The 26382-nt window shown below is 43.7% G+C and carries 24 protein-coding genes; 8 read left to right on the top strand and 16 right to left on the bottom strand.

All coding sequences use genetic code 11. The annotated features are described in order from the left end of the window. Positions 1-135: 135 nt before the first annotated feature. From AAGA51_RS12195 to dapD, 3 genes are all read left to right on the top strand, one after another. On the top strand, positions 136-1065 hold the full coding sequence (locus AAGA51_RS12195) for a LysR family transcriptional regulator (RefSeq protein ID WP_042480268.1): 930 nt from the start codon (positions 136-138) through the stop codon (positions 1063-1065). Positions 1066-1155: 90 nt separating this feature from the next. Then, the gene (locus AAGA51_RS12200; RefSeq protein ID WP_042480270.1) at positions 1156-1452 is read left to right on the top strand and encodes a YebG family protein; all 297 of its coding nucleotides are present in this window, start codon (positions 1156-1158) and stop codon (positions 1450-1452) included. Positions 1453-1700: 248 nt separating this feature from the next. Then, positions 1701-2732 (top strand): 2,3,4,5-tetrahydropyridine-2,6-dicarboxylate N-succinyltransferase, encoded by a 1032-nt coding sequence (gene dapD, locus AAGA51_RS12205; protein WP_042480273.1) that lies wholly within the window; start codon positions 1701-1703, stop codon positions 2730-2732. Positions 2733-2908: 176 nt separating this feature from the next. Here dapD and AAGA51_RS12210 read toward each other — a convergent pair whose 3' ends face one another. Genes AAGA51_RS12210 through rppH form a run of 5 tightly spaced genes read right to left on the bottom strand, consistent with a single transcriptional unit; the run spans position 2909 to position 8216 of the window. Next, on the bottom strand, positions 2909-3760 hold the full coding sequence (locus AAGA51_RS12210; protein WP_042480275.1) for a thymidylate synthase: 852 nt from the start codon (positions 3758-3760) through the stop codon (positions 2909-2911). Between the two features lie 27 nt (positions 3761-3787). Then, positions 3788-4606: a prolipoprotein diacylglyceryl transferase gene (gene lgt / locus AAGA51_RS12215; protein ID WP_042480278.1), complete on the bottom strand. Its 819-nt coding sequence runs from the start codon at positions 4604-4606 to the stop codon at positions 3788-3790. 35 nt (positions 4607-4641) lie between these two features. Continuing rightward, a complete protein-coding gene (locus AAGA51_RS12220) occupies positions 4642-5436 on the bottom strand; it encodes a sulfite exporter TauE/SafE family protein (RefSeq protein WP_042480281.1) in 795 nt (264 codons plus the stop codon). Positions 5437-5445: 9 nt separating this feature from the next. Further along, the gene (gene ptsP / locus AAGA51_RS12225) at positions 5446-7695 is read right to left on the bottom strand and encodes a phosphoenolpyruvate--protein phosphotransferase (protein WP_042480283.1); all 2250 of its coding nucleotides are present in this window, start codon (positions 7693-7695) and stop codon (positions 5446-5448) included. A gap of 2 nt (positions 7696-7697) precedes the next feature. After that, the gene (gene rppH / locus AAGA51_RS12230; protein WP_042480286.1) at positions 7698-8216 is read right to left on the bottom strand and encodes an RNA pyrophosphohydrolase; all 519 of its coding nucleotides are present in this window, start codon (positions 8214-8216) and stop codon (positions 7698-7700) included. Positions 8217-8849: 633 nt separating this feature from the next. Between rppH and mutH the strand changes: the two genes are divergently transcribed. Continuing rightward, entirely contained in the window at positions 8850-9515 is a 666-nt protein-coding gene (gene mutH, locus AAGA51_RS12235; protein ID WP_042480287.1) for a DNA mismatch repair endonuclease MutH, read from the top strand. A 272-nt stretch (positions 9516-9787) separates the two neighbouring features. Next, positions 9788-10822 carry an NADP(H)-dependent aldo-keto reductase gene (locus AAGA51_RS12240; protein WP_042480289.1) on the top strand — a complete coding sequence of 345 codons (1035 nt, stop codon included), beginning with the start codon at positions 9788-9790 and terminating at the stop codon, positions 10820-10822. Positions 10823-10860: 38 nt separating this feature from the next. Here the strand turns inward: AAGA51_RS12240 and AAGA51_RS12245 are convergent, their stop codons facing one another. From AAGA51_RS12245 to brnQ, 6 genes are all read right to left on the bottom strand, one after another. Then, complete coding sequence (locus AAGA51_RS12245) at positions 10861-11112, bottom strand: hypothetical protein (RefSeq protein ID WP_042480291.1); 252 nt, start codon at positions 11110-11112, stop codon at positions 10861-10863. A 154-nt stretch (positions 11113-11266) separates the two neighbouring features. Beyond that, entirely contained in the window at positions 11267-11392 is a 126-nt protein-coding gene (locus AAGA51_RS12250; RefSeq protein WP_255209347.1) for a hypothetical protein, read from the bottom strand. Positions 11393-11716: 324 nt separating this feature from the next. Then, positions 11717-13048, bottom strand: coding sequence for a cyclic-di-GMP-binding transcriptional regulator VpsR (gene vpsR, locus AAGA51_RS12255; protein WP_042480294.1), 1332 nt, complete (start codon positions 13046-13048; stop codon positions 11717-11719). Positions 13049-13343: 295 nt separating this feature from the next. After that, complete coding sequence (gene lysS / locus AAGA51_RS12260; protein ID WP_042480297.1) at positions 13344-14876, bottom strand: lysine--tRNA ligase; 1533 nt, start codon at positions 14874-14876, stop codon at positions 13344-13346. A gap of 32 nt (positions 14877-14908) precedes the next feature. Continuing rightward, positions 14909-16007 (bottom strand): peptide chain release factor 2 gene (gene prfB / locus AAGA51_RS12265; RefSeq protein ID WP_102954389.1). Its coding sequence is split into 2 segments (ribosomal slippage): positions 14909-15931 and positions 15933-16007, totalling 1098 coding nucleotides; the frame shifts between segments, so codons are not numbered across the junction. 198 nt (positions 16008-16205) lie between these two features. Then, entirely contained in the window at positions 16206-17510 is a 1305-nt protein-coding gene (gene brnQ / locus AAGA51_RS12270) for a branched-chain amino acid transport system II carrier protein (protein WP_042480303.1), read from the bottom strand. A 305-nt stretch (positions 17511-17815) separates the two neighbouring features. Between brnQ and AAGA51_RS12275 the strand changes: the two genes are divergently transcribed. Together AAGA51_RS12275 and srmB are read left to right on the top strand one after the other, a co-directional pair. Then, positions 17816-18553: a tRNA1(Val) (adenine(37)-N6)-methyltransferase gene (locus AAGA51_RS12275; protein WP_042480304.1), complete on the top strand. Its 738-nt coding sequence runs from the start codon at positions 17816-17818 to the stop codon at positions 18551-18553. A 117-nt stretch (positions 18554-18670) separates the two neighbouring features. Then, positions 18671-19924, top strand: coding sequence for an ATP-dependent RNA helicase SrmB (gene srmB / locus AAGA51_RS12280; RefSeq protein ID WP_042480307.1), 1254 nt, complete (start codon positions 18671-18673; stop codon positions 19922-19924). Positions 19925-20113: 189 nt separating this feature from the next. Here srmB and prfC read toward each other — a convergent pair whose 3' ends face one another. After that, on the bottom strand, positions 20114-21703 hold the full coding sequence (prfC, locus tag AAGA51_RS12285) for a peptide chain release factor 3 (RefSeq protein WP_042480310.1): 1590 nt from the start codon (positions 21701-21703) through the stop codon (positions 20114-20116). 481 nt (positions 21704-22184) lie between these two features. On the opposite strand from prfC, the gene AAGA51_RS12290 reads away from it, so the two are divergent. After that, complete coding sequence (locus tag AAGA51_RS12290) at positions 22185-24242, top strand: putative bifunctional diguanylate cyclase/phosphodiesterase (RefSeq protein WP_042480312.1); 2058 nt, start codon at positions 22185-22187, stop codon at positions 24240-24242. Between the two features lie 23 nt (positions 24243-24265). Here AAGA51_RS12290 and rimI read toward each other — a convergent pair whose 3' ends face one another. The 4 genes from rimI to ubiT all read right to left on the bottom strand — a co-directional run bounded on the left by rimI (position 24266) and on the right by ubiT (position 26365). Next, positions 24266-24715: a ribosomal protein S18-alanine N-acetyltransferase gene (gene rimI / locus AAGA51_RS12295; protein WP_042480315.1), complete on the bottom strand. Its 450-nt coding sequence runs from the start codon at positions 24713-24715 to the stop codon at positions 24266-24268. A gap of 4 nt (positions 24716-24719) precedes the next feature. Continuing rightward, complete coding sequence (locus AAGA51_RS12300) at positions 24720-25124, bottom strand: DNA polymerase III subunit psi (protein WP_042480771.1); 405 nt, start codon at positions 25122-25124, stop codon at positions 24720-24722. Positions 25125-25347: 223 nt separating this feature from the next. Further along, positions 25348-25854, bottom strand: a complete 507-nt coding sequence (locus tag AAGA51_RS12305) for a GNAT family N-acetyltransferase (RefSeq protein WP_042480317.1) — start codon at positions 25852-25854, stop codon at positions 25348-25350. Next, on the bottom strand, positions 25838-26365 hold the full coding sequence (ubiT, locus tag AAGA51_RS12310; protein WP_042480318.1) for a ubiquinone anaerobic biosynthesis accessory factor UbiT: 528 nt from the start codon (positions 26363-26365) through the stop codon (positions 25838-25840). The genes AAGA51_RS12305 and ubiT overlap by 17 nt, the downstream gene beginning before the upstream one ends. Positions 26366-26382: the final 17 nt, after the last annotated feature.

Raw genomic sequence — 26382 nt, forward strand, 5'->3', positions numbered from 1 at the left:
CATTTATCTAAGCCAATATTCAAAAGGTTAACTATTCCTCACTCTCGCTTTTTACTTCATCAATAAGGTTTTTACTTCATCAGTGTTTAGCAGTAAGTTAAGTTTATTCAGCAGCGTTCAGTTTAGTTAAACAAAATCATGAGCAATATTTCTCTCAAGCAACTCAAAGTGTTTACCACTATTACTCAGCACAAAACCTTAACCACGGCGGCTGAAGCACTGTTTTTATCCAAGGCAGCGGTGAGTATGGCGCTGTCGGAACTGGAGAAACATATTGGCCATGCGCTGTTTGATCGAGTGAATAACCGACTGGTTCTCAATCAAGAAGGACAAAAGCTTTTACCGCTCGCCGATGAGTTGCTCAGCCGATCCAATGCCATCGACCAGCTTTTCGATGGTGATAATTCTTTATCTGGGCAATTGCGTATTGGTGCTAGTGACACCATAGGCAACCAAGTCGCGCCCTACCTGCTCAGCCACTTTCGCCAAAAGTATCAACACCAGCAACAGAGTCTTTTTATTTCTAACTCTGCGCTGATTTGCGAAAAACTGGTCGACTACGAACTGGATATCGCTCTGATCGAAGGAAAAACATTGCACCCGCAACTGATTTCCACTCAGTTCAGCCAAGATGAAATGTGCATTGTCTGCTCACCTAATCACCCATTAGCACTGCAAGAAAAAGTCACCTTACGAGATTTTGAACAGAGTGAATGGATGTTGCGCGAAGCAGGTTCGGGCTCAAGAGAGTTCTTTTTAAGGGCCGTTGCACCACGTATTGAACATTGGCAGGAAGCCTTTCAGCTAAACACTACCGAAGCGATTATCAACTGTGTTTCGGCGGGATTAGGCTTTGGTTGTTTATCTAAACTGGCGGCGCAAACTGCGATCAATGATGGTCGAATAAAGATACTGAATGTACCTCTGGATATGAAGCGACGTTTCTGGCTACTGGTGCACAAAGAGAAATACCAAAGCCCACTGCTCAAACATTTCATTGAGTTCTGTCATCAGTGGCATAAGAGTTCGGACACAGAAAATAACAACAGAAAACCGCTTGATTGATGTATCAGCTTTGTTGTCCTCGTCTGGACATTTCATTATTAAAACTGTATAAACAGACAGTAATTCAAACACCAATTTAGAGGAAGGACCATGGCTGTCATCGTTAAGTACGTGGTGGAACGCAACGGAGAAGAGAAAATGACTTTTACCTCGAAAGCCGAAGCTGACGCTTATGACAAAATGCTGGATATGGCGGACGAGCTGTTCGAACTAATCGGTAAAAGTGAACTGATTGAAGATGAAGCGAAAACCGAAGAACTGGCTATGTTCTTAGCTCAGAACAAAGAAGACGTTTTGATCGCTTTAGGTGCAAAACGCAAACCAACGCCACCGGCAAAGAAACCAAAAGCAGTGAAAACGGAAGATGCCGTTGACGACGCTGCCTAAGCTTCCCTTGTAAGCTCGGTTGTTTAAGTTTGGTTTGAGAACCGCTGCCTAGTCAGCGGTTTTTTATTCCATTTAGAGAGATGTATCTCCCAAAAGACAAAAGGTATCGTTCTACGGACTTATTGCTTTTTTACTCTTTTATCACTGAAAAACTCTCTTTATGATGACCATCAACAGATTATTAATGCAGCGACTTAGCTCAACAGGTTGTCTGCTATACCTCATTGGAAATAATACGGAGAGCAAACATGGCGTATTTTGCACTTGGCTTTGGTACGGCAACGAAAAACCGTGATGGAAAAATTATCGAAGCATACTTCCCTGCACCGATTCTAAACCCTAGCGATGCATTAGTGGCTGGCGTAGCAGCTATCGCAGGTTACACAGACGGTAACCAAGCAATTGAAATTTCTGCTGAGCAAAGCGCGCAGCTAGCAAAAGCATTTGCTGACAACGACCAAGCAGTTAACGCTTCATTTGCAGAAAAAGCGGCTAACTCAGCACAACCACTTGTACTAGTAGTACTCGCCGCAGATGAAAAACCTCAATCTGTATCTGAAGGTTTTCTGAAACTGCAACTTATTTCAAACCGCCTAGTGAAACCACATGGCACTGTGCTTGATGGTATTTTCGGTCTGCTGCACAACATCGCATGGACCAACGAAGGTCCGATTGACCTGCCAGAACTGACTGAGCGCCAAATCGAAGCTCGCCTGGCAGGCCGAGCTCTTACTGTCGATTGTGTAGATAAGTTCCCTAAAATGGTCGACTACGTGGTTCCAGCGGGTATCCGTATTGCTGATACTTCTCGTGTACGTCTTGGCGCTCACGTGGGTGAAGGTACAACGGTTATGCACGAAGGCTTCATCAACTTCAACGCGGGTACTACTGGCGTAAGCATGGTTGAAGGCCGTATCTCTGCGGGTGTGCTAGTCGGTAACGGTTCTGACATCGGTGGCGGTGCATCTATCATGGGTACATTGTCTGGTGGCGGTACTGTGGTTGTTTCTATCGGTGAAAACTCACTACTAGGTGCAAACTCAGGTCTTGGTTTCCCTCTAGGCGACCGTTGTACTGTTGAGTCAGGTCTTTACGTAACAGCGGGTACCAAAGTACGTATGCTGGATAAAGATGGCAACGAAGTAGAAATCGTAAAAGCGCGTGATCTTGCTGGCGTATCGGATCTTCTATTCCGTCGTAACTCTCAAACTGGTCAAGTTGAGTGTCTAGCTAACAAGTCAGCGGTTGAACTGAACAGCGAACTTCACAGCAACAACTAATCTGTTGCTGAGAGATCGAAAAAGGCGCATTTAGCGCCTTTTTTAATACCCAAACTACTTGAAGTTGCAGGTAGGCGGCAAGTGAATGAATCCCCATGAGCATAGATAACTATGTGATTGGGGTGAACGAACGTAGCCAACACCGCTGCAGCTTTAAGTAGGAAGGGGATCGTTATTTAAACCGAAAACGGATACTGAATTGGGTCATGGAATTCGTAACCCGTCACTTCGAAGTCATCCAAAGTTACCCACGTTTCCAAATCTTCCAGTGATTTAATCTCTGGATTGATATGGAATTTTGGTGCAGCAAGAGGCTCACGCTTTAACTGAACGTCTCGCATCAAGGCTAATTGGTCTTCATAGATGTGAGCATTCACAATCTTATGGAACGCCTGCCCCGGTTTCTTACCGGTAATTTGTGCCATCACAGCGAGGAAGACATAAACCTGAACCATGTTGAAGTTCAGACCAAGCGGGACATCGCATGAACGTTGTGTACTATTCAGATACAGTGTGTCACCTAGCAAAGAGAAGTGATGACTGTACATACAAGGGCGCAAGCAGCCCATATGGAACTCACCAGGGTTGTAGAAATTCAAAATTTCACCGCGATCATCCACACCACGAGTTAAGTCATCCACGATTTTCTTAAGCTGGTCAATATGACCGCCATCCGGCTTTGCCCACGCACGACCTTGGACGCCATAGACTCGTCCCATGTCATCTTCACCTTTACGGTAAGGATTGTTGAGCCAAGCTTCGTTCAGGTTTGCATTGGCATCCCAAGTTTTAGTGCCTAACTTGCGGAAATCTTCTGCGTTATCATAACCACGGATATAGCCAAGCAGTTCAGCAACAGCGGCTTTCCAGAAACTCTTACGCGTAGTGACCAGCGGGAACTGATTGTTGGCAACGTCATAAGTTAAGTCAGCATTAATAACGGTAAGACAACGTTTACCAGTGCGTTCATTTTCAATCCAAACGCCTTCATCAACGATTCTCTGGCAGAGATCCAAATACTGTTTCACAAAATACCCTTACTTTGATTTTTTAACTTACTTATTCGCAACGCTGTCTTTGTATAGGCCACGCTTGTATGCCCACACCATCATCAGTACACCCAGAATCACCATCGGAAGTGATAGCAACTGACCCATTGAGATAACACCACCTAGCAGAAGGCCAAGCTGTGCATCGGGTTCACGAACATACTCAACGAGGAAACGGAATGTACCATATCCAGCTAAGAATAACCCTGAAACAGAGCCAAGAGGACGAGGTTTCTTGATAAACCAGTTAAGGATAAAGAACAGAACCACACCTTCAAGAGCCATCTCATAAAGCTGCGAAGGATGACGAGGTAATGGACCACCATTCGGGAAGACAAATGCCCAAGGCACATCAGTTACTCGACCCCAAAGTTCGCTGTTCATAAAGTTACCTAAACGTCCCATACCCAAACCAAAAGGTACAAGTGGGGCAACAAAGTCAGCGACGCCAAAGAAGGTACGCCCATTCTTTCGCGCATACCAAATCATGGCTGAGATAACACCGAGCAAGCCGCCATGGAAAGACATACCTCCAGTCCAAACTTTAAATAGGTAAAGTGGATCGGCTAAGAACATGTCGAAGTTGTAGAACACAACGTAGCCCACACGGCCACCGATAACGACCCCTAAGAATCCTGCAAACAATAAATCAGATACTTGCTCACGGTTCCAAACACCATCAGAACGATCTGCACGACGATTGGCAAGCCACATTGCAAACAAGAAACCGACCAGATACATCATTCCATACCAGCGTATAGAAATAGGGCCAATGGCGACCAGAACGGGGTCAATATTTGGGAACTGAAGATAACCCTGAGACATAAAATACGTTCTCTTCTACTTAATGAAAAAAGGAATTACTGAACCAGCATGGTTACAGCAACAAACATAAGAAATACAGCAAAAATTCGTTTCAGCGATGCCGTTGGGAGTTGTGTCGATAATTTCGCACCAATACGCGTAGTCATCATTGAAGTTGCCGCGATGGCAACCAAAGCAGGCAAATACACATAGCCCCAGCTGTACTCTGGCAAATCAACCACCTGATATCCGCTGACAACAAAACCGAGCATACCGGATACCGCGATGCCAAAACCGCACACGGAGGAAGACCCCACCGCTTTTCGCATTTCCACTCCGTGACGATTTAAAAACGGTACTGAAAGTGAACCGCCACCCACGCCAACAAGGCTAGAGACAATGCCAATTCCACCACCACACAACGCCGTGATCACTGCATTCGGCATGGGATGATGAGAGAGAACTTTAATCGAACGAAACATCTGCCAAGCCAGCATCATCACAATGATACTGAACACTTTGGGAAGATATTGATTGGGAATCCAATCAGCGACCGTTGCGCCGAAATAGCCGCCAAACAAGACACCCGGCATTAACCATTTCACAGCGAACATATCTACGTTACCGAGCTTAAGGTGGCTCAGCGCAGAAGAAAATGAAGTAAGAATAATGGTAGCTAAAGAGGTGGCTAATGCCATATGCATTAATATTTCGGAAGAAATGCCCGCCTTAGGTAACAGAAAAACCAACGCAGGAACAACAACTAAACCACCACCAATTCCCAGTAGACCTGCAAGCACGCCAACAACAGACCCTAACACCAGTAATAGAGCCAGTAATTCGAAATTCACATTTAATTCCTATTTCTTGCCAGCGCGGACAAAACCTGCAAGCCCTTGTTCTTCAATATAACCTAGCATCATATTATAAATATCTTTGCCGTAAGGCTGCATCAACGCTTTGTCAGCAAGTTCAACTAATTGTGATATTTTTGCATTTCGTACAAGGTATTTGACTTTAGCTACATTGGAGGTGTTCATACTCAGTGTGGTATAGCCTAAACCGATAAGCAGCATAGAACCTATCGGGTCACCAGCTAATTCCCCACAAACACACACCGGAATATTGTGTGTGGTACAAATTTGCTGAATTTGCTTAAGCGCCATAACAACAGCCGGATGCATTGATTCATAGACATCAGCAACGCGCGAATTGTTCCGATCTACGGCCAATAAATATTGAGTCAAATCGTTGGTACCGACTGAAACAAAATCAATTTTATCGGCAATCAGAGGAAGCAGATAGAGCATCGATGGCACTTCCACCATGATGCCGATTTCAGGCATCACTATGCTCGGGTCTAACTTCACCGCTTCACTATATGCTTGATGAATCAACTTGAGTGAATCATCTAACTCAGTGGTGCTAGAAATCATCGGCAGCAAAATACTGAGGTTATTGTGCGCTTTACTGGCGCGCATCATTGCCCTCAATTGGATAAGGAAAATATCAGGATGATCTAAGGTGAAGCGAATACCGCGCCAGCCAAGGAACGGGTTGTCTTCCTCTATTGGTAGATAAGGAAGCGGCTTATCACCACCGACATCTAATGTACGCATGACTACCCGTTTATCTGGGTAGGCATTGAGTACACTGCCGTATTGCTGAATTTGCTCTTCTTCTGAAGGAAAGCGGTGTTGCAGCAAAAATGAAAACTCGGTTCGGTATAACCCGACACCATCGACCCCTTTATTGATCGCAATATTGGTATCGGCGCTGAGCCCCGAGTTCAACATCAGCTCAATGTGAGAACCATCTTGAGTAATCGCAGGTTGATCAATGACTTCATTGACCATTTTAGACAGTTCAGTCTCTTCGTTCGCCAACGCTCGATATTCAGAGAGAATCGACTTCGCTGGTGAAATAAAGATCTTGCCACTGTAACCATCAACAATGCCGGTTTTGCCGTTGATATCTTTAAGGTTTAAAGACACCCCCATAACGGCGGGAATGCCTAACGCCCGTGACAAAATAGCCGCGTGCGAGTTAGCTGCCCCTTCAATAGAAACGACGGCTAATAATTTGTCTTTAGGTAACGCAGCCAAAATGGTGGCGGTTAGCTCACGAACAACCAAGATGATGGGTTTTTCTAACTGATGTTGTTCTTGCTCTGTATTGTGCAAAAAGAACAATAGACGCTGGCCAAGCTCGCGAATGTCTTGCGCTCTTTCACGAAGATACACATCTGACATGCGAGCAAACCGGTTGGAATAACTTTCCACCACTTGTCGCAAAGCCCAATCCGCTCTGTCACCTTTTTGAATCTGAGTTTTCAGATCCTTGCGCAGCATAGGGTCATTCAAAAGGTGAGTAAACAGATCGAAGATCGCCAGTGCTTCTTTGTTAATGTCACTGTCGAGCTTTTTGCGCATTTTGCGAAAATCGCCTAATGCACTCTCAATCGCCAGCGCTAACCACTCTTGTTCACGATCGATATCTAACGTCGATGCAGGGTAAACTTCAGAAAGTTGAGGTTGAGTGTCATCCCACCAAAACTCGCCAATCGCAACCCCAGAAGAGGCCGCAACACCAGAGATGGAATGTTGCTTCTTCTTTGATAGCAACCATTGTCCCTGAGTTTGAGCGTGCGCGACAATGACCGCAAGCTGAGCTGCTAATGTTACGAGGAAAGAAACTTCCATCTCGCTAAAAGAGCGAGGAGACTTTTGCTGAACAACCAGTACGCCGAGTACTTGTTTACGGTAAATAATTGGAGTGCCAAGGAAAGAGTGGTAGACCTCTTCCCCTAGTTGTTTGAAGTATTTGAAATTTGGGTGCTTAGACGCTTCTGCTAAGTTAATCGGTTCCGCTGAACGTTTGACTAAACCCACCAGACCTTCTTCGAAGCCGATATGAATTTTATCGCCTTTGAACTTCAAGCCTTGAGTTGCCATCAGTTCTAAACGTTGCATTTCCTCATTAGCAAGATAGACAGTGCAGCACTCTGTTGCCATAGCGCTGCACGTTTGCTTTACAAAGATATCTAACGCCTGATTGACATTCTCTACCTTTGAAACCTGTTCAACTATCTCCCTTAGCTGAGAAAGCATGTCTATCCTCTTCGATTTTTGCGTTTACCTTTAACTTTCCGCTCTCTAAACGGCATCGCTAATGAAGCAAATTCCTTCATTGCACGACGATATACATCACGCTTAAAAGACACCACTTGTCTCACTGGGTACCAGTAACTCACCCAGCGCCAACCATCAAATTCAGGGGAACTGCCACGTTGCATGTTAATCTTCGATTCATCACTTTCCAAACGTAGCAAGAACCATTTCTGTTTTTGTCCAATACAGACAGGTTGAGAATCCCAACGAACTAGGCGCTTTGGTAATTTATATCTTAACCAATGGCGGCTTGTCGCAATGATTTTCACATCTTTCTTTGTTAACCCAACCTCTTCGTAAAGCTCTCTGAACAACGCTTGCTCAGGAGTCTCACCTTCATCGATTCCCCCTTGAGGAAACTGCCATGAATGTTGTCCGTATCGTTTCGCCCAGAATACCTGACCATGGTTGTTACAAATCACAATACCTACATTGAGTCGGTAACCATCGCCATCTATCACTGGCAAACCTCTAGTAAAATCTGTAATTGTTCTGATTTTTCCACATATCCCCAATATGAGCAAACTTACTAGTGTGATTCACACGAGATTTATCGTCGACAACCCCTTAATAGAATAGTTTTTAATCAAAAAATAAGTTATCAACAAAAGAGTGGGAGCTAGACCACATTTATTCACGTTTTCTGTGAATAACCATGTGAAGAAGACAGTGAACTGTGTAAAAAAAACATAAGCCCAATAAATACCTAGCAGACAAATAATATAGAAAAACCAATTTAACCCTTAATAAACATAAAGTTAAAATTAAATTTCTGATAACCAACTTAAAACAATAGTCATTCTATTTTTTGATCACTTAGGCAGGTTAAAGATCAACCAATATCACTGTTATCCACACTACCAAAAAAAAATAGCTGAAAATAACGCCAACATAGTGGTAAATGACTGTACAAACCCCTGTTTATTCATACATGAAGGTATTATTTCATCTGCTTTAATGTATTTTTTGTGGATAACTTGAAAAAAGATCATAATTTACTCACTATGTTCATTCTGTCACCAAGATCCTTTATCACCATATTTTTGCTACAATCGCCGTTTTCGTCATCAAATTAGATTATTCAAACTCAGGCTATGAAACCAGAACCGAAAAGCGAACAAGAGCTATTAGAAAGAGCTTGGCAAATAGCTGGAATGAACTATCAACAGTTAGCAGATGAAGCCAAGATGATCGTTCCGCCTGATCTTAAAAAAGACAAAGGCTGGGTTGGTCAGTTGCTGGAGTGGCATCTAGGCGCAAGTGCAGGTAGTAAACCTCAGCAAGACTTTGAAGATCTCGGCATTGAACTGAAAAGTATCCCTATCAGCTACAGTGGCAAACCATTGGAGACAACCTTCGTTTGCGTTGCTCCCTTAACCGGAGTTCACGGACTCACTTGGGAGAATAGCCATGTGAGAAACAAGTTGTCGCGCGTGCTTTGGATTCCTGTCGAAGGAGAGCGCGAAATCCCACTAGCAGAGAGACGAGTAGGTTCTCCGCTGATTTGGAGCCCCTCTTTGGAAGAGGAAGCGCAACTTAAAGCGGACTGGGAAGAGTTAATGGAATTTATTGTGCTGGGCAATGTTTCGCAAATTACCGCTAAGCACGGAGAAGTACTGCAACTTCGCCCAAAGGCAGCCAACGGCAGAGTGCTAACGGAAGCATACGGCGCAAATGGAAAGCCAATTCGCACACTTCCACGCGGCTTCTATCTTCGCACCCAATTCACTGCCAAAATTCTACAAAACTACTACGCGTAAGATGGGTTCAGCCACACTCTATTATTCGTGTTTTCTGAAGCTTATCTCATTCATAACTGCCATTCCCCTATATGTGAAGAGGCGGCTTGCCTTGTCTGCTTCTTCCCTATTGAGCTAAGTGATAAATAAAATTCATTTCCGTTTCGACTCGTTATTCGCTTATAGTAAAAATCATCTTATAAAAAGCTGTTTTAAATTCAGCGCTCTACACCACTCGTCGTGGTGAACAGAGAACAAAAAACAGCGAATCTCGAGTTAAACAAGGAAGTGCTATGCAATATACCAAACTGCCACACTCAACCTTAGAAGTGAGTAAACTCTGTTTAGGTACAATGACATTTGGCGAACAGAACACTCAAGCAGAAGCGTTTAGTCAACTAGACTATGCTCTGGAACGTGGTATTAACTTTATTGATACCGCTGAAATGTATCCCGTTCCGGCAACGCTGGAAACTCAGGGAAAAACCGAAGAATTCATTGGCAACTGGATTGAAAAATCAGGCAAGCGTGAAAAAATCGTGCTTGCCTCGAAAGTATCTGGTCCAAATAGAAACGCACCGATTCGCGAGAATATGGCGCTCGATCATCGCAATATTCATCAAGCCATTAACGACAGCCTTTCTCGCCTAAAAACCGATTATATCGATTTATACCAACTGCATTGGCCTCAACGCCAAACCAATATGTTTGGTCAACTCAACTACCCTTATCCCGATAGTCAGGAAGAAGTCACGCTAATTGAGAGCCTAGAAGCGTTGAATGACTTAGTGCGTATGGGGAAAGTGCGTTATATCGGTGTATCTAATGAGACGCCATGGGGATTGATGACCTACCTGCGCTTGGCAGAAAAGCACGATTTACCTCGTATGGTCACCATACAGAACCCTTACAGCCTCCTAAACCGTTCGTTTGAAGTGGGCCTTTCTGAAATCAGTCACTTTGAAGGTGTTAAGCTGCTGGCGTATTCGCCATTAGCCTTTGGCGCTCTGAGCGGAAAATATTTGAACGGATCTCGACCTGAAGGGGCTCGTTGTAGCCTGTTTGAACGTTTCCAACGCTACTTCACTCCTCAAGGTGTCAAAGCAACGGAAGCTTACGTGAACTTGGCTCGAGAGTTTGGTTTAGATCCAGCACAAATGGCACTAGCGTTTGTTAATCAGCGTCCATTTGTCGCTTCGACAATTCTCGGAGCGACAAACTTGGAACAATTAAAAGCAAATATTGATAGTTTGGATATTGAACTAAGCGAAGAACTGCTGCTTAAAATTCAAGAGATTGGTACTACCTACTCCAATCCATGTCCTTAACAAGTTATAGGGGCTAGAGCAGTCACTAGCCCCTAGTATCACGTCGGTATTCGCAAACTTAAAACACGACGGATATGACGTACATGGCGCTTAGCTTTGGCTTCAATAGGAACACTCACACCAATCGGACGACCGTCTGGTTGTAAACCAATATCTTTCAAAAGATGAGCATTATGCCAAGGTAAGTCATAGCGGCTACGGCGTATTTTTCGCTTCCACTCTCTTTCTTCTCGACGTAAATCAGCACGAATTAAAAGTGTTGCTAGTTTTATATAAAATGAGTGACTCATGGTATTTCTCCAGTTGGTTAAAGTACTTGATTTAACAAGTAAGCTGAGAGAAATAGCGACTAAGTTAGAAAGCATCGTTAAGACGCAATAAGGGTAGGATTACCTCTAAACTTCGCTGCTATTTCCGCAGCCTGATTTAGAGGTTACGGATTAACTAGATATCTTTGTCTTGTTTGCTGATTTTTCGATCAGCCATGGACGCGGCCATACCCGCAGCAATAAAGGCGGTATTGGACGCATTACGGGCGCAAACAGTATGAACAGATACGAAATGTTTCATGGTGCGCCTCCAAGCAAAATAGTTAATCCAAAAGTTAGTGATTTCAGTAAGCTAGGCTTACGGTTAAATAGTATGCAACTCAGATAATAATTCAACCCCAAAAGATTAAAAAAGACAAAATAAAACCTTTCATCTATTCACCATATAAATACAACGATAAGCGTGAAACATTTCAATAACATTGAGCTAATGTGAAGAATTATTAACCAAAAAAGAGGCCACCAACTGGTGACCTCTTACTTAATCATCGATTACAGACCGATTATCCCGTGATTGAGATGCTGAATGCGGGTGTTTCCTCCTAAATGAGAAGGAAAAAAACAATCAATAAGTGCTGTCTGTGATTAAGTTGTGCTTATTGAGCAGACGATACATAGTGGCTCGTGATACTCCCAGCTCCTTAGCGGCAACAGAGACTTGTCCTGAATACGATTCCAATACTAACAGCAGCGCATCGCGCTCTGAACGCTCTCGAATACTCTTCAGACTACGTTTTCCGTCACTGCGCTTAGGAAGCTCTAGATGAGACTCTTCAAGCACCACTGTATCGGACATCAATACTACGCGTTTTATCTGATTCATCAGTTCACGAACGTTACCAGGCCAATGATAACGAGTTAACGCACGTGTCGCGTCTTCTGAGAAGCTTCTGGCTTGCGCATTGTACTCTTTCGAATACAGTTGTAAGAAATGACGAGCCAAAATGGCAATATCCCCTGCTCGCTCCTTCAAACTCGGCACATTGATACGCAAAACATTAATGTAGTGGTAAAGCTCCTCATTAAAGTTGCCATCTATCAATGCTTTTTCAATATCCGATGAGTTAGCAGACAGAATGCGAACATCCACTTCTTTCACTCCATCCGGAGTTTCTACCGTACCTTCTTGTAAAAAGCGCAACAGATTCAATTGCTGACTCTTTGGTAGTGTCAGGATGTCATTAAGCAGTACAGTTCCGCCGTCAGCTTGCAACAAAATAGGCATTTCACTGCCATCGTTACCGATACCAAACAGTTCGCTTTCAATTCGATTTTCAGGCATAGCACGGCAGTTTACTGACAAAAACGGTTTTTGCGCGCGTGCTGACGTTTTATGGATAGCTTTCGCCACCGTTTCTTTACCAGTACCGCTTTCCCCATAAATCAAAATGCTGACATCAGTTGGACCAATACGCTTAATTTGATCACGCAGGCGTTTGACTGGAATAGAATCGCCTATCAAACCCATATCGCTATTTGAGCCATAATGAGGCCAAACTTTTTTCTCTAGCTTTAGCATACCAAGCTGATGACCAATGGTACTTAACAGTTGAGTATCAGGAATTGGAGCAGTAAAGAAGTCGATACAGAAGTTCACAATAAACTGGCAGATGGTGTCAGAGCTCAGTTGAGATTCACGAATAAATGCCAACCAACGAACTTGCTTATGGTTGCTTACTAGGTTTGCTATGCCATTTAAACTGAACTCATCATGACACAGGTCAACAATACCAATACAAGGCCCTGTTTCCGCAAACAGCGTATCAGCCTGACGAAGATCCGCGCACTGCGTACATCTCCACCCTACTTGCTCTAAAACAGAAAGCCATGGTTCGTATGTGCCACCGACAACTATCAACGACCCCGGTACAGAGTCCATACGGAACTGATTAGCCATGAACTTATCCTTATTATTTAAATTCTTGATTTGCCACTGCTGTTTTACGCTCAGGCAACTGACGATACAGTATCGAGACTTAAGACATTAGTCTGTCTCATATATAAGACTAGTAAGGAAATGGAAATATTTCTAATTAAAACCTTTATGTTGATCGAAAAACTCAATTAAGAAGTTGATCATTAAGCGAATACACTTTCTAGAAAAGCAATTCTCACAGATCTGAAAATTGAAGACACAAAAAAACCGCCCGTAGGCGGTTTTCTCATATCGACAGAATTCGAAACGGGTTCGATTACTGTTGTGGACGCATTGCTGGGAACAGAATGACGTCACGAATAGTATGTGCGTTTGCAAACAGCATCGCTAGGCGGTCAATACCGATACCTTGACCAGCCGTTGGCGGAAGACCGTGCTCAAGAGCAGTAATGTAGTCTGCATCGTAGAACATTGCTTCATCATCACCAGACTCTTTCGCATCAACCTGTGCTTTAAAGCGAGCATCTTGGTCTTCTGCATCGTTAAGCTCAGAGAAACCATTCGCAACTTCACGACCACCGATGAAGAACTCAAAACGGTCAGTGAAGAATGGATTGCTATCACTGCGACGAGCAAGTGGAGAGATATCCGCTGGGTAACCAGTGATGAAAGTTGGCTGGATCAGTTTTGGTTCAGCTGTTTCACCAAAGATCTCTTCAAGTAGCTGACCACAAGTCCAGAAATCTTCAACTTCAACGTGAACAGATTTCGCGATAGAAATCATTAGGTCACGGTTTTGTAGATCTTCTTCAGTCAACGCTTGGATTTGAGCGTGGTTTGGATTGTAGTGCTTAATCGCTTCAAACATGCTCATACGAGCATATTTGCCACCAAATTCAACCATTTCGTCGCCATAAGGCATTGCTGTCGCACCAAGAACATTAATGGCTACGGTGCTTAGCATCTCTTCAGTCAGATCCATTAGATCATTGTAGTCAGAGTACGCTTGGTAGAATTCCATCATAGTGAATTCTGGGTTATGACGAGGAGAAAGACCTTCGTTACGGAAGTTACGGTTGATCTCAAACACACGATCAAAACCACCTACAACTAAGCGTTTTAGGTATAGCTCAGGTGCGATACGAAGATACATATCGATATCTAATGCATTGTGGTGAGTCACGAACGGACGAGCTGTAGCACCGCCAGGGATCACATGCATCATCGGAGTTTCAACTTCTAAGTAACCTTTAGAAGTCATGAAAGCACGAATTGCACTTACTAGCTTAGAACGGATGATAAACGTCTTACGTGAATCTTCGTTAACGATCAGGTCAACGTAACGCTGACGGTAACGCATCTCTTGGTCAGTCAGACCGTGGAATTTTTCTGGAAGTGGACGAAGTGCCTTAGTTAGCAACTCGTACTCATCCATGTTCACGTAAAGATCGCCTTTACCTGATTTGTGTAACGCGCCTTTCACACCGATGATGTCACCGATATCTAGACCTTGGTATTTCTCTTTCAGCTCTTTTTGTACATCTTTAGATGCGTAAGCTTGAATACGGCCTGAAGTCTCTTGAATAACAAGGAATGGACCACGTTTTGCCATTACACGACCAGCAATAGCAACGATATGGTTTAGCTCTTCTAGCTCTTCTTTTGTCTTTTCACCGAACTCAGCTTGTAGATCACCAGCTAGGCTGTCACGACGGAAATCATTTGGATGACCATTCGCTTTGCAGCTCTTACGGATGTGCTCTAACTTGCTACGACGCTCTGCAATCAGCTTGTTTTCTTCTTGCGCGATTTGTTCTTGATTCATTTCGTTTTGAACAGCATCAGTCATTTTGCATGTACCCTGTATTGTCGGTAAAAAGCTTAAAGGCCAGATTTCAGGCTAGCTTCAATAAATTTGTCTAAGTCACCGTCTAGAACCGCTTGAGTGTTGCGGTTTTCTACGCCAGTGCGTAAATCTTTAATTCTAGAATCATCTAGTACGTATGAACGAATTTGGCTACCCCAGCCGATGTCAGATTTCGCATCTTCATTCGCTTGCTTCTCAGCGTTTTGCTTCTGCAATTCAAGCTCAAACAGTTTCGCACGAAGCTGTTTCATCGCCTGATCTTTGTTTTTATGCTGAGAGCGGTCATTCTGACACTGTACAACCGTGTTGGTTGGAATATGGGTAATACGTACCGCAGATTCGGTGGTGTTAACGTGCTGACCACCAGCACCCGATGCACGATATACGTCAATACGTAGATCAGCAGGGTTGATATCAATCGCAATATTCTCATCCACTTCAGGATAGATAAACGCAGAAGCAAACGAAGTATGACGACGACCGCCTGAATCGAATGGTGATTTACGAACTAAACGGTGAACGCCCGTTTCTGTACGTAACCAACCGTAGGCGTAGTCACCAATGATACGAACCGTTGCTGACTTTAGACCCGCAACTTCACCTTCAGATACTTCAATCACTTCTGTTTTGAAGCCTTTAGCTTCAGCCCAACGCAAGTACATGCGCAGCATCATTGAAGTCCAGTCTTGCGCTTCTGTACCGCCAGAACCTGATTGAAGGTCGATATAGCAGTCAGATGAATCGTGGTCACCAGAAAACATACGACGAAACTCAAGTTGCTCTAACTTAGTTTCTAGTTCAGCCAATTCTGGCTCAATCTCATCAAATGTTTCTTGGTCTTCGGCTTCTACAGCAAGCTCAAGAAGTCCTTCAACATCGTCGACACCTTGATCAAGCTGGTTAATCGTTTCAACAACCGCTTCTAATGCTGAACGCTCTTTACCAAGCGCTTGTGCACGCTCAGGTTCGTTCCATACATCCGGTTGTTCAAGTTCTGCGTTTACTTCTTCTAGACGCTCTTTCTTAGCGTCGTAGTCAAAGGTACCCCCTCAGGATATTAGTGCGCTCTGACACATCCTGAATACGGTTTTTAATTGGATTGATTTCAAACATTTTTGCTTAAGCTTTATGAGTAGAATTTAACCGGAGAATTCTACTTAAAAATGTGATGAAGATACAGGAAAAAATGGGGATATTTTGATTGGAGGATATGCAGGGATTCTAGGTAGTCTGGCTAAATCTCTACCAATAAAAAAGGCGCTGAAGCTGTTTAAGGACAGTCTCAAGCGCCTCTTCAAAACGAAATAACAGTTACACCGCTTTTTGTTCTAACTCTGCTTTTGTTGAACCACCAACAAATGTCATCACAATCATCGCTACAAATGTAGGTAGCAACCAGCCCATACCAATTTCAAACAATGGTAGGAAGTTAAAGAACGAAACGTCTAAGCCAGACACTTTTGCCGCATCAATCAGAGCAAACAGCAGTGACACTAGAATCACCACACGGTATGCAGCTTGAGGGTTCGCAAGCTTAGTGCGGATGAAAGTCAACGCAACCAACGCAATCGCTACAGGATATAGTGCAAACAGTACTGGTACTGAAAGTGCAATCAACTGAGCCAGACCTACGTTCGCCACTACCGCGCACGCAACACCATTTATGACTACCCATGCTTTGTATGAGATAGGCGTGTGGGTGCTAAAGAAATCAGAACAAGCCGAGATAAGACCAATAGCTGTAGTTAAACATGCTAGTAGTACGATCACTGACAATACTAACTGACCTTTATCGCCAAATAGAGCAATAACGTATTGACTTAATACCACACCACCATTGTCGGCGTCAGCAGCAACAGAGGCACTGGTTGCACCTAGGTAGAACAGTGAAATATAAACAAACGCCAGACCAGCAGCGGCAATGACTGCAGCACTGATTAGGTATTTGGTTGTCGCTTTTTCTTCAGTGATACCTTTCGCTCTCAGAGCATCCACAATAAGGATACCGAACATCAGAGCACCAAAGGTGTCCATCGTGTTGTAGCCTTCCAAGAAGCCTTTTGTTAGCGGCTGTGTAGCGTACTCACCTTGCGCAGCAAGCATTTGTCCTTGTGGATCAATGAAAACCCCCAAAGCCAACACAATCAAACCGATGAATAACGCAGGAGTCAGCACTTTACCGATCACGTCAATCAATTTGCCTTGAGACCATGAGAAGAACATAGCCACAGCGAAGAATAAAATTGAGAAAACCGTCAGGTTAAGATCAGCAAACAGTGGTTTTACCGCCATTTCATAAGCAACGAGACCTGTACGAGGTGCTGCAAATGCAGGGCCGATAATAATAAAGATAAGAGCTGCCATCACCAAAGACGCTTTCGCAGGAAGGTGTTTGGTTAAGTGTTCCCAGCTACCACCTGAAATGGCAACGGCAATAATTGTCACTAACGGTAGGCCTACCGCAGTTACTAAGAACCCGCTCATTGCTGGAAATATATGGTCACCCGCTAATTGACCTGCCAGAGGAGGGAAAATGATGTTACCAGCGCCCAAAAAGAACGCAAAAAGCATAAAGCCTAAAGCTATAATATCTGTTAATTTCAAAGTCTGTTTCACAGATACCCCTTAATAATTATTTGTTAATGTAATACATCCTTCGCTTGAAAAACGGCTTTCCAAAGCTCAGGAGAGGTGGCGAATAATGACGAAACTATCATCACTTAGCAACCCGTGAGCCAAAAACGCCACATAAAACCATATTGAAAGCAAAAAACCAGTTCATAACACTAGATACAAAAACAAAACCAGAACAATTGACTATAATTTTAAGACATAAAATGAACACCAAATAGAACAAAAATCTATACATTTATGCAACACCAGCGTTAGTCACTTAAATTTCAACAAATACCGATATTTTCATGAAAAGTAGCACATTAAACACTAAAGGCTTTAAATTTAAGCAATTTTCGATTGAAGGTGGTCAAAGTGGCATGCCTGTCAGCACGGACGGAGTTCTTCTGGGATCGTGGGCTTTCCAAGATTCTAATTCTGCCAAAATGGCCCCATTGCATATCCTTGATATTGGAACTGGCACAGGACTACTGGCACTCATGTGTGCACAGCGCTTTCTCAATGCTGAAATACATGCGATTGATATCGATCAGAACGCTTACCATGCCGCGAAAATCAATATCAGCCATTCTCCATGGGCTAAGCGAATTGTTGTTGAACAGGCCGATATTTTAAATCTCACACAGAGTAAAACCTTCGATGCAATTATCTGTAATCCGCCTTACTTTAACGACGGTGAACACTCACAACATGCTCAACGGGCGACAGCCAGACACACTAAAACCTTAGAGCATAAGCAACTGATTCAGATCAGCTATCAGTTGCTCTCTGAGCATGGAATCGCCAGTTTTATTCTTCCCATAACGGAAGGTGAACAGTTTATAGCGTTAGCGAAAGAGTCGGGCTTTCACCTATCACGGTTATGCAAAGTTCAACCGACCGCCAATAAGCCCGTCAGCCGTCTTTTATTTGAACTGCAAAAACAAGAAACGAACACAGAGCATTCAGAGCTGATCATTCGTGATGAATTAGGCTACACTCAAGCCTTCACAGAGCTAACACGATCTTTTTATTTAAAGATGTAGAATTAAAGATGTGATCTAAGTGACGATCCATCTATAATGTGCGCCCTTAATTTTTACTGGTCAGCGATTGCTGATCGGCTTTGACTGCTCAGTCCGAGCGCTTGCGGAGTATTAACAGTGATCAAATCTTTTGCTGACTTAGAACTGGATCCAAACCTCATTGAGGCTATTGAAGAGATGGGTTTCGAACGCCCTACTCAAGTTCAAGCTGAAGCAATTCCTCAAGCCCTCGACGGAAAAGATGTGTTTGCATCAGCCCCAACAGGGACAGGCAAAACAGCTGCGTTTGTTATTCCAGCGCTGCAATACCTACAAGATTTCCCTCGTAAGAAAGCTGGCCCAGCTCGCGTTCTCATTCTGACGCCGACTCGTGAACTGGCACTGCAAATCACTGAGCAAGCGAAAGCTCTAGCGAAATACACTCGCATGAATATCTTCAGTATTACTGGTGGTGTTCAGTACCAAGAGCACGCTGACGTTTTAGCAACTACTCAAGATATCGTGGTTGCAACACCAGGCCGTTTATTGGAATACATTGACGCAGAACGTTTTGACTGTCGTGCAATTGAGTGGCTGATTCTTGATGAAGCAGACCGTATGCTTGATATGGGCTTTGGCCCTGTTGTTGATCGCCTATCGGCAGAATGTCGCTGGCGTAAACAGACCCTTTTGTTTTCAGCAACACTGGAAGGCAAAGGTGTTGATGGGTTCACCGCTGATCTGCTAAATGAACCTGCGATTGTCAATGCCGAGCCACCACGTCGTGAACGTAAGAAAATCACTCAGTGGTATCACCGTGCCGACGACATGACACACAAGCTTGATCTGCTGAAAAACATCTTAACTGAGCAGTCAGAACGCGCGATCGTATTCTTAAAAACTCGTGAACGCCTAGCAGAACTTCGTACAGAATTAGAACGTGCGCAGATCCCATGTGTATGGATCCAAGGTGAAATGCCACAGGATCGCCGTAACAACGCGATTGCTCGCTTCCGTGACGGTTCAGTCAACATTCTTCTGGCGACGGACGTTGCCGCTCGTGGTATCGACATTCCAGACGTAAGCCATGTGATTAACTTTGATATGCCACGTACTGCGGATGTTTATCTTCACCGTATCGGCCGTACCGCTCGTGCGGGTAAAAAAGGTAACGCGATTTCTCTGGTTGAAGCGCACGATCAACCAATGATTGAGCGCGTTGCACGTTACATCAAAGAAGAGATTAAAGAGCGATACATTGAAGGAATGCGTCCTAAACACAAAAAACCAGTGTTTAAGAAAAAGAAACCTGCAACGGTGAAGAAGAAAAAAGACACAGCTAAGAAGAAAGACACCACTAAAAAGAAAACTTCGGCGAAGAAAAGCAAATAATTCTGAGCGATGATTTCTGAACTATAAATAGTAGAAAGCCGATGCAATGCATCGGCTTTTTTACGTCTGGCAGAATCAATGCTGATTGGGTGTGGTGAAGCAAACATACAAGGGCATGGAAGCCCTTGTTTAAGCAAACAAGATGTCTTGAGCGGTTTGCGGAATCATACCCTATTAGCTAACTGAAGATTAATGTTCGCGTGTTGCGCGGAACTCAACTTCTGGTGAACGCTCTTGAGCCAAGTTCAGGTTAACCATAGTAGGCGCGATGTAAGTTAAGTTGTCACCGCCATCTAACGCTAGGTTGCTTTGGTTCTTGCGCTTGAATTCTTCAAACTTCTTAACATCTGAACACTCAACCCAACGAGCCGTTGCTACGTTCACGCCTTCGTAAATCGCTTCAACGTTATATTCAGATTTCAGACGAGCAACAACCACATCAAACTGAAGCACACCAACAGCACCAACGATCAAATCGTTGTTCTGCAATGGACGGAATACCTGAACAGCACCTTCTTCTGAAAGCTGAACCAAGCCTTTAAGCAGCTGTTTCTGTTTAAGTGGATCTCTCAGACGAATACGACGGAACAGCTCAGGAGCAAAGTTTGGAATACCTGAGAACTTTAGTTTTTCACCTTGAGTGAAGGTATCACCAATTTGGATCGTTCCGTGGTTGTGAAGACCGATAATATCGCCCGCATAAGCTTCTTCTGCACGAGAGCGGTCACCTGCCATAAACGTCACAGCGTCAGAGATGCTCACCTGCTTACCGATGCGTACGTGGTTCATCTTCATACCTTGCTTATAAGTACCCGATACGATACGCATAAACGCGATACGGTCCCGGTGTTTAGGATCCATGTTCGCTTGGATCTTAAATACGAAACCAGTGAAGGAATCTTCCGCGGCTTCCACAATGCGCTCGTTTGATTGGCGCGGTTGTGGTGCTGGAGCCCACTCAGTCAGACCATCAAGCATATGGTCAACACCAAAGTTACCTAATGCAGTACCGAAGAAAACAGGGGTTAGTTCACCTTTAAGGAACAACTCAGAATCAAACGCATGAGAAGCGCCTAGCACAAGTTCAAGTTCTTCACGCAGTTGGATTGCCAGATCTTCACCAATTGCAACATCCAACTCAGAATTGTCGAGGCCTTTGATGATGCGCTCTTCTTGAATGGTGTGACCGTGACCTGTTGAGTACAGAATCGTTTCATCACGGTGAATATGATAAACACCCTTGAACTCTTTACCACAGCCGATCGGCCAGCTCACAGGAGCACAAGCGATGTTTAGCTCATTCTCAACTTCATCTAACAGTTCCATTGGGTCACGAATATCGCGGTCCAACTTGTTCATGAAGGTGATGATCGGAGTATCACGCAGGCGAGTAACTTCCATCAGCTTACGCGTACGGTCTTCGACACCTTTTGCTGCATCAATAACCATCAAACATGAGTCAACGGCAGTCAATGTACGATAAGTATCTTCCGAGAAATCTTCGTGTCCTGGGGTATCCAGTAAGTTCACCAACGCATCACGGTAAGGGAACTGCATTACAGAAGTTGTTACCGAGATACCACGTTCTTTTTCCATCTCCATCCAGTCTGATTTAGCATGCTGAGATGAGCCGCGTCCTTTTACAGAGCCTGCGGTTTGGATTGCACGTCCGAATAACAACACCTTTTCAGTGATGGTTGTTTTACCAGCATCTGGGTGAGAGATAATCGCGAAAGTCCTACGTTTATTGACTTCGCTTAGAAAAATCGGGTCTGCCATTTGATCATTCTTTTCGTTTGAGCACGGATTAAGGGTACAAACAGCCACCTGCAAGGTGTTACTCGCACAAATCCGTTAGTTAATCGTGATTGGCGGGTATTTTCGCTGATTCTGCCTCCATAAACAATCAAAGCTTATATAAAGTAGTATCCACTGGCGGATTGGACTAGAAATGAAAACAAAAACATCATTAATTTCAGTCAACTAAGACAAAAACTTAAAACACCGTCTAGCCCCTCAACTATCTAAAAACATCAATATCAGATAATCACACTATTTCTATTGAGAAGATTAGATAATTAACTTACTGTAAATTTTAATCTTATTCGTGCGACACAGGGATAGCACAGTAAAATGGCAAGTCCTGTAGGATTTCAAGATAAGCCACCATTCAAAAGTTAAACAAACACTCATTATTGGGGATTAATTTTCAGCCAAGATGGGCTATAACTTTAGAAGAATAAAAGGACTTTTGGGCGCAATGGCTAAAACTAGACAGCTAAATTCATTGGCATTTAAACAAGCCAAAACTGTGTTCTTGGTATCAGTGATACTGGGGATATGTTTTAGTTTTTATCAAATTCTTATCGACCTTCATCAAGAGCAGAAAAAAGTAGAAGAAAGTTACCATTTCAAGCTGATGCAAAGTTATGCCAATGCTAGCCTTGCTGCCTATCACTTAAACAACCTTCTAGCTGGACAAGTTGCCACCAGCTTAATGGCGGATCCCGCTATTTATCGTGTAGAAATTATTGATGATTTCGGTGATACGTTAATCGTGCAGCAGCGCCCTATCCCGGATATGAACGAGTTTGTCAAACTGCTTTCTCACTACTTCACTCCGAATATCCCAAGCTTCACGACCGATCTGCACAAACCGGAATCAAATGTATTGGTTGGCCGCTTAAGTTTCTCTGTTGACGGTACTTCTCTAGCAACAGAATTCATCAACAAAACGACTCAGGTGCTTCTGTTTGATCTGTTGAGAAATGTTCTGTTGACCAGCATCTTGCTACTTTTCTTTTATCGGAAGCTCTCCTTACCCATCATCAACTTAAACAAATGGGTTCGCTCGCTCAAACACAAGCAGCACATCACACTTCCTCCAGTCCGAGAACATAAAGATGAGATCAGCGAACTGGCTTTTACTTTCCACAAGTTGTGGAAGGACAGAGAAGAAGCAGAAGCAAAACTTAATCAACTTGCTTATTACGATAGTCTGACTGGGTTAGCAAACCGTAGCTTATTGTTGCAAAACCTATCAGAAGCGATTGATAAAGCGCGACTTCTCAAAACAACGGGGGTGCTTTTTTATATCGACATTGACCGCTTTAAAACCATCAATGATTCATTAGGCCACACTATCGGTGACAAGTTGATCAAAGCGATTGCTCTGCGGATGGAAGGGTGGGCTAAAAAAGGCTACATGCCAGCACGAATTGGCGGTGACGAGTTTGCTATTCTTAATCACGATGTCGCCGCTAGAGATATCGAGAGCGCTGCCAAGCAGCTACTTGCTTTAATTTCAAACCCCTATTTAATCGATGGTCACCAGCTCTACTGCACCGTTAGTCTTGGTATCACAACCTTTCCAGAGAACATCACCACAAACATTGACCTCCTGCGTCAGGCAGACACAGCCTTATACCGAGCCAAAGTGGGTGGACGAAACAATTATGTTTTTTACAGACCCGAGATGCAGGCGCAAATTGAATCGTTCTTAGCCATAGAAAAAGGGCTGCATGAGGCGCTTTCAAATAATCAGCTTGAACTCTATTACCAGCCTCAAGTAGACATTCACCATAATATCGTCGGTGTTGAAGCATTGATTCGCTGGAATCACCCTCAAAAAGGTCTGTTACCACCGGGATTATTTATGCCTATCGCAGAAGAAACCGGGCAAATCCTTCAAATTGGCAACTGGATTATAGAACAAGCTTGTTATCAGTATGCACAGTGGAAAAAAGCCGGAGTGCTTCCGCCACATTTCCGCCGCTTAGCCATCAACATCAGTCCTTTACAGTTTGCTCAAGACAGCTTCGTTGAGTTTATCAATGACATTTTGCAACAAGTGGAAATCTCAGGGGAACACATAGAACTAGAGATAACCGAAGGTCTGCTGCTAGAGAATGTTGAAAGCTCTATGGAGAAAATGGCAAAGCTCAAGCAGAACCACATCAATATCTCTATCGACGATTTTGGTACAGGCTACTCGTCACTTCGCTACTTAAAGCATCTCTCTGTCGATATGTTGAAAATCGACCGTTCTTTTGTGACTCAGCTTCATTTGGATGAAAGTGATCAAGCGATTGTCGATACGATCCTCATGATGGCTCGAAGACTCAATTTGGAAGTGATCGCGGAAGGGGTGGAAAATATTGATGAACTCAATGCGCTAAAAGAACTAGGATGTGAGCAATTCCAAGGATATCTATTTGATAAACCACTTCCAGTAAATGACATTGAGCAGCGCTTTCAAGACAATCACTATAAAGATATAGCCAACCATAGCCACGTTATTCGCCTTGGCAACAAATAGCCACCAGCCGCGGCGACTAATCGTTACGAGAAGAAGTAGTAGCTCATAATAATGGCGTCTTCTTTACCTTTTTCTGTCGGATAGTAGTTCACACGGCGGTCTATCTCGTTGAAACCGAGATTTTGGTATAGATCAAACGCGCGAGTATTACTTTCTCGAACTTCAAGCCAGGCACTCTCCGCTTTGACGTCTTCACAATGAGTTAAGAAAAATTCAGCCAGTTGCTTACCGTAACCCTTTCCCTGCAATACAGGATCAATCGCGATATTAAGCAAAGAGACTTCACCTACGATGTTTTGCGCATAGAAATAGCCAATCACTTTATCGTCTAGCAACATACAAAAGTGACAAGCACCTCGGCTGTCTAGCTGACGAACCATTGACTCTTTCCAAGGATGGCTGTGAGCCTGCTGCTCGATTTGCCACACTGAATCCAGATGTTGTTCTTCTATCGGTAAAAACTGAATCGACATAAAATTAATTCGCCTCGTAAGAACATATCTGCTGCCATAAATCGCGGCGGTGTTGGGTGTTACCGTCTACTTCGGACAATGGTGGTGTGTGGAGTTTTTTGATGCCGGAAATACTTGTATCATCGCAACCTGCAAACCAGATCCACTCTAGGCTTGAAAGATCTAAACTCGCCAAATTGTGCAAATAAACATGCTGAGCTTGCTGCAATTCCACATTGAAGCTCTTCAACACTCTTTCAAACAGTGTCACTTCGCTTGGGGTTGGATAGCTTTCACTGACCAGCAACAATTTACACTCTTTGTCTAAGCCGACTTTCGAAGCTTGATAACCTTGTAAACGCTCAGGATGAACCAGCTCCCAGCTTTGAATTCCCATCGCTTGTAAGTATTGTTGCTCTTGATTAGGCATAGTAATGATCAGTTCAGGCCTGTTGGCTAAGTTGTACATGATGATGTAAGCGAATGCTAACAAACTTCCTGTGGAATCACCACAGCTCATAGAGAGCGTAAAGCTATTAAGGCATCAGCCGAAATTGCTTGTTCAACAGGTGATAACTCGAATAGAAATATCTAGATAAATCAACAAAGGTAAGAAGTAAGAAGAAGCGGACGCTTCTTCTTAATGGAACGATTTAAGCGAGTTCATTAAACTCTGGGCAATATTCAATTAGCCCTTGGCGGTTATCGAGTTCGTTTTCCCACAATGCGACAATTTGAAATGCGTTCGCAGGTACTTCCCACTGGCATGTAAAGCCGAATTGATTGGCTGGTTTAAAGCCAAAACGTTGGTAGTAATCAGGGTTACCAAGAACAACGCAGGCTGGATAGCCCAGTTCACCAAGAGAAGCCAAACCTTCGTTAACTAACTCTGCACCAATGCCCTGTTTACGGTACTCTGCTTTCACAGCTAAAGGAGCCAAACCTTGCCAATTGAGGTGTTCACCAGCCAGTGATACTGGGCTAAACATCGCGAACCCCACCACTTCGCCATCATCTTCACAGGCAACCAGTGACAGCGTGCGATTACTATTCTCGCGCAGAGCCATTACTAAGTTTGCTTCCGCTTCGGTATCAAATACCGATTTCAGTAATTGGTCTACAACCAGAATATCGGCTGGAGCCTCAGTTCGAATAAGCATTCACTACCTCTTTATGTGCGTTAGGTGCTTGCATGCCTTTATGCACAAAATCGGCCAGTTGGTGAAGTAAAATTTGCAAAGCTTTCGGTAATTGTTCCAAATCCACACTGTCCATCAAGTTTTTGACTTCTAAGCCTAGCTCGGTATCGCCTTCAATTGACAGTCTGCGCTGGAAAAATAACGTGTCCGGATCTTCTTTGCGACCTGCAATCAGAACCAGATCATTCAAGTTGCCGCTGAAACTCACATCTTCATCTTTAATGTTGTCTGCAACCACAAGCTTGTCGTCTTCATAGCTGACATACCAACACAAGTTCATATCGCGAATTTCAACTTTTAACCACTTGCCTTCGAGGAACTCAAAATCACCATCTTCAAGCGCTTCATGGAAGACCATTTTCATGCCATCGAGTAAGGCTTTTTTTTGCACAAACTTAGGCAATAAGTGGACTGGAGATCTCAAAATTGATGCTGCATTTTGAACTAGTTGAATACGAATGTTGTTAATCACGCCCTTTATCCGTTACC

Origin of the sequence: Vibrio diazotrophicus (assembly GCF_038452265.1) — a bacterium.
Taxonomy (GTDB): Bacteria; Pseudomonadota; Gammaproteobacteria; order Enterobacterales; family Vibrionaceae; genus Vibrio; species Vibrio diazotrophicus.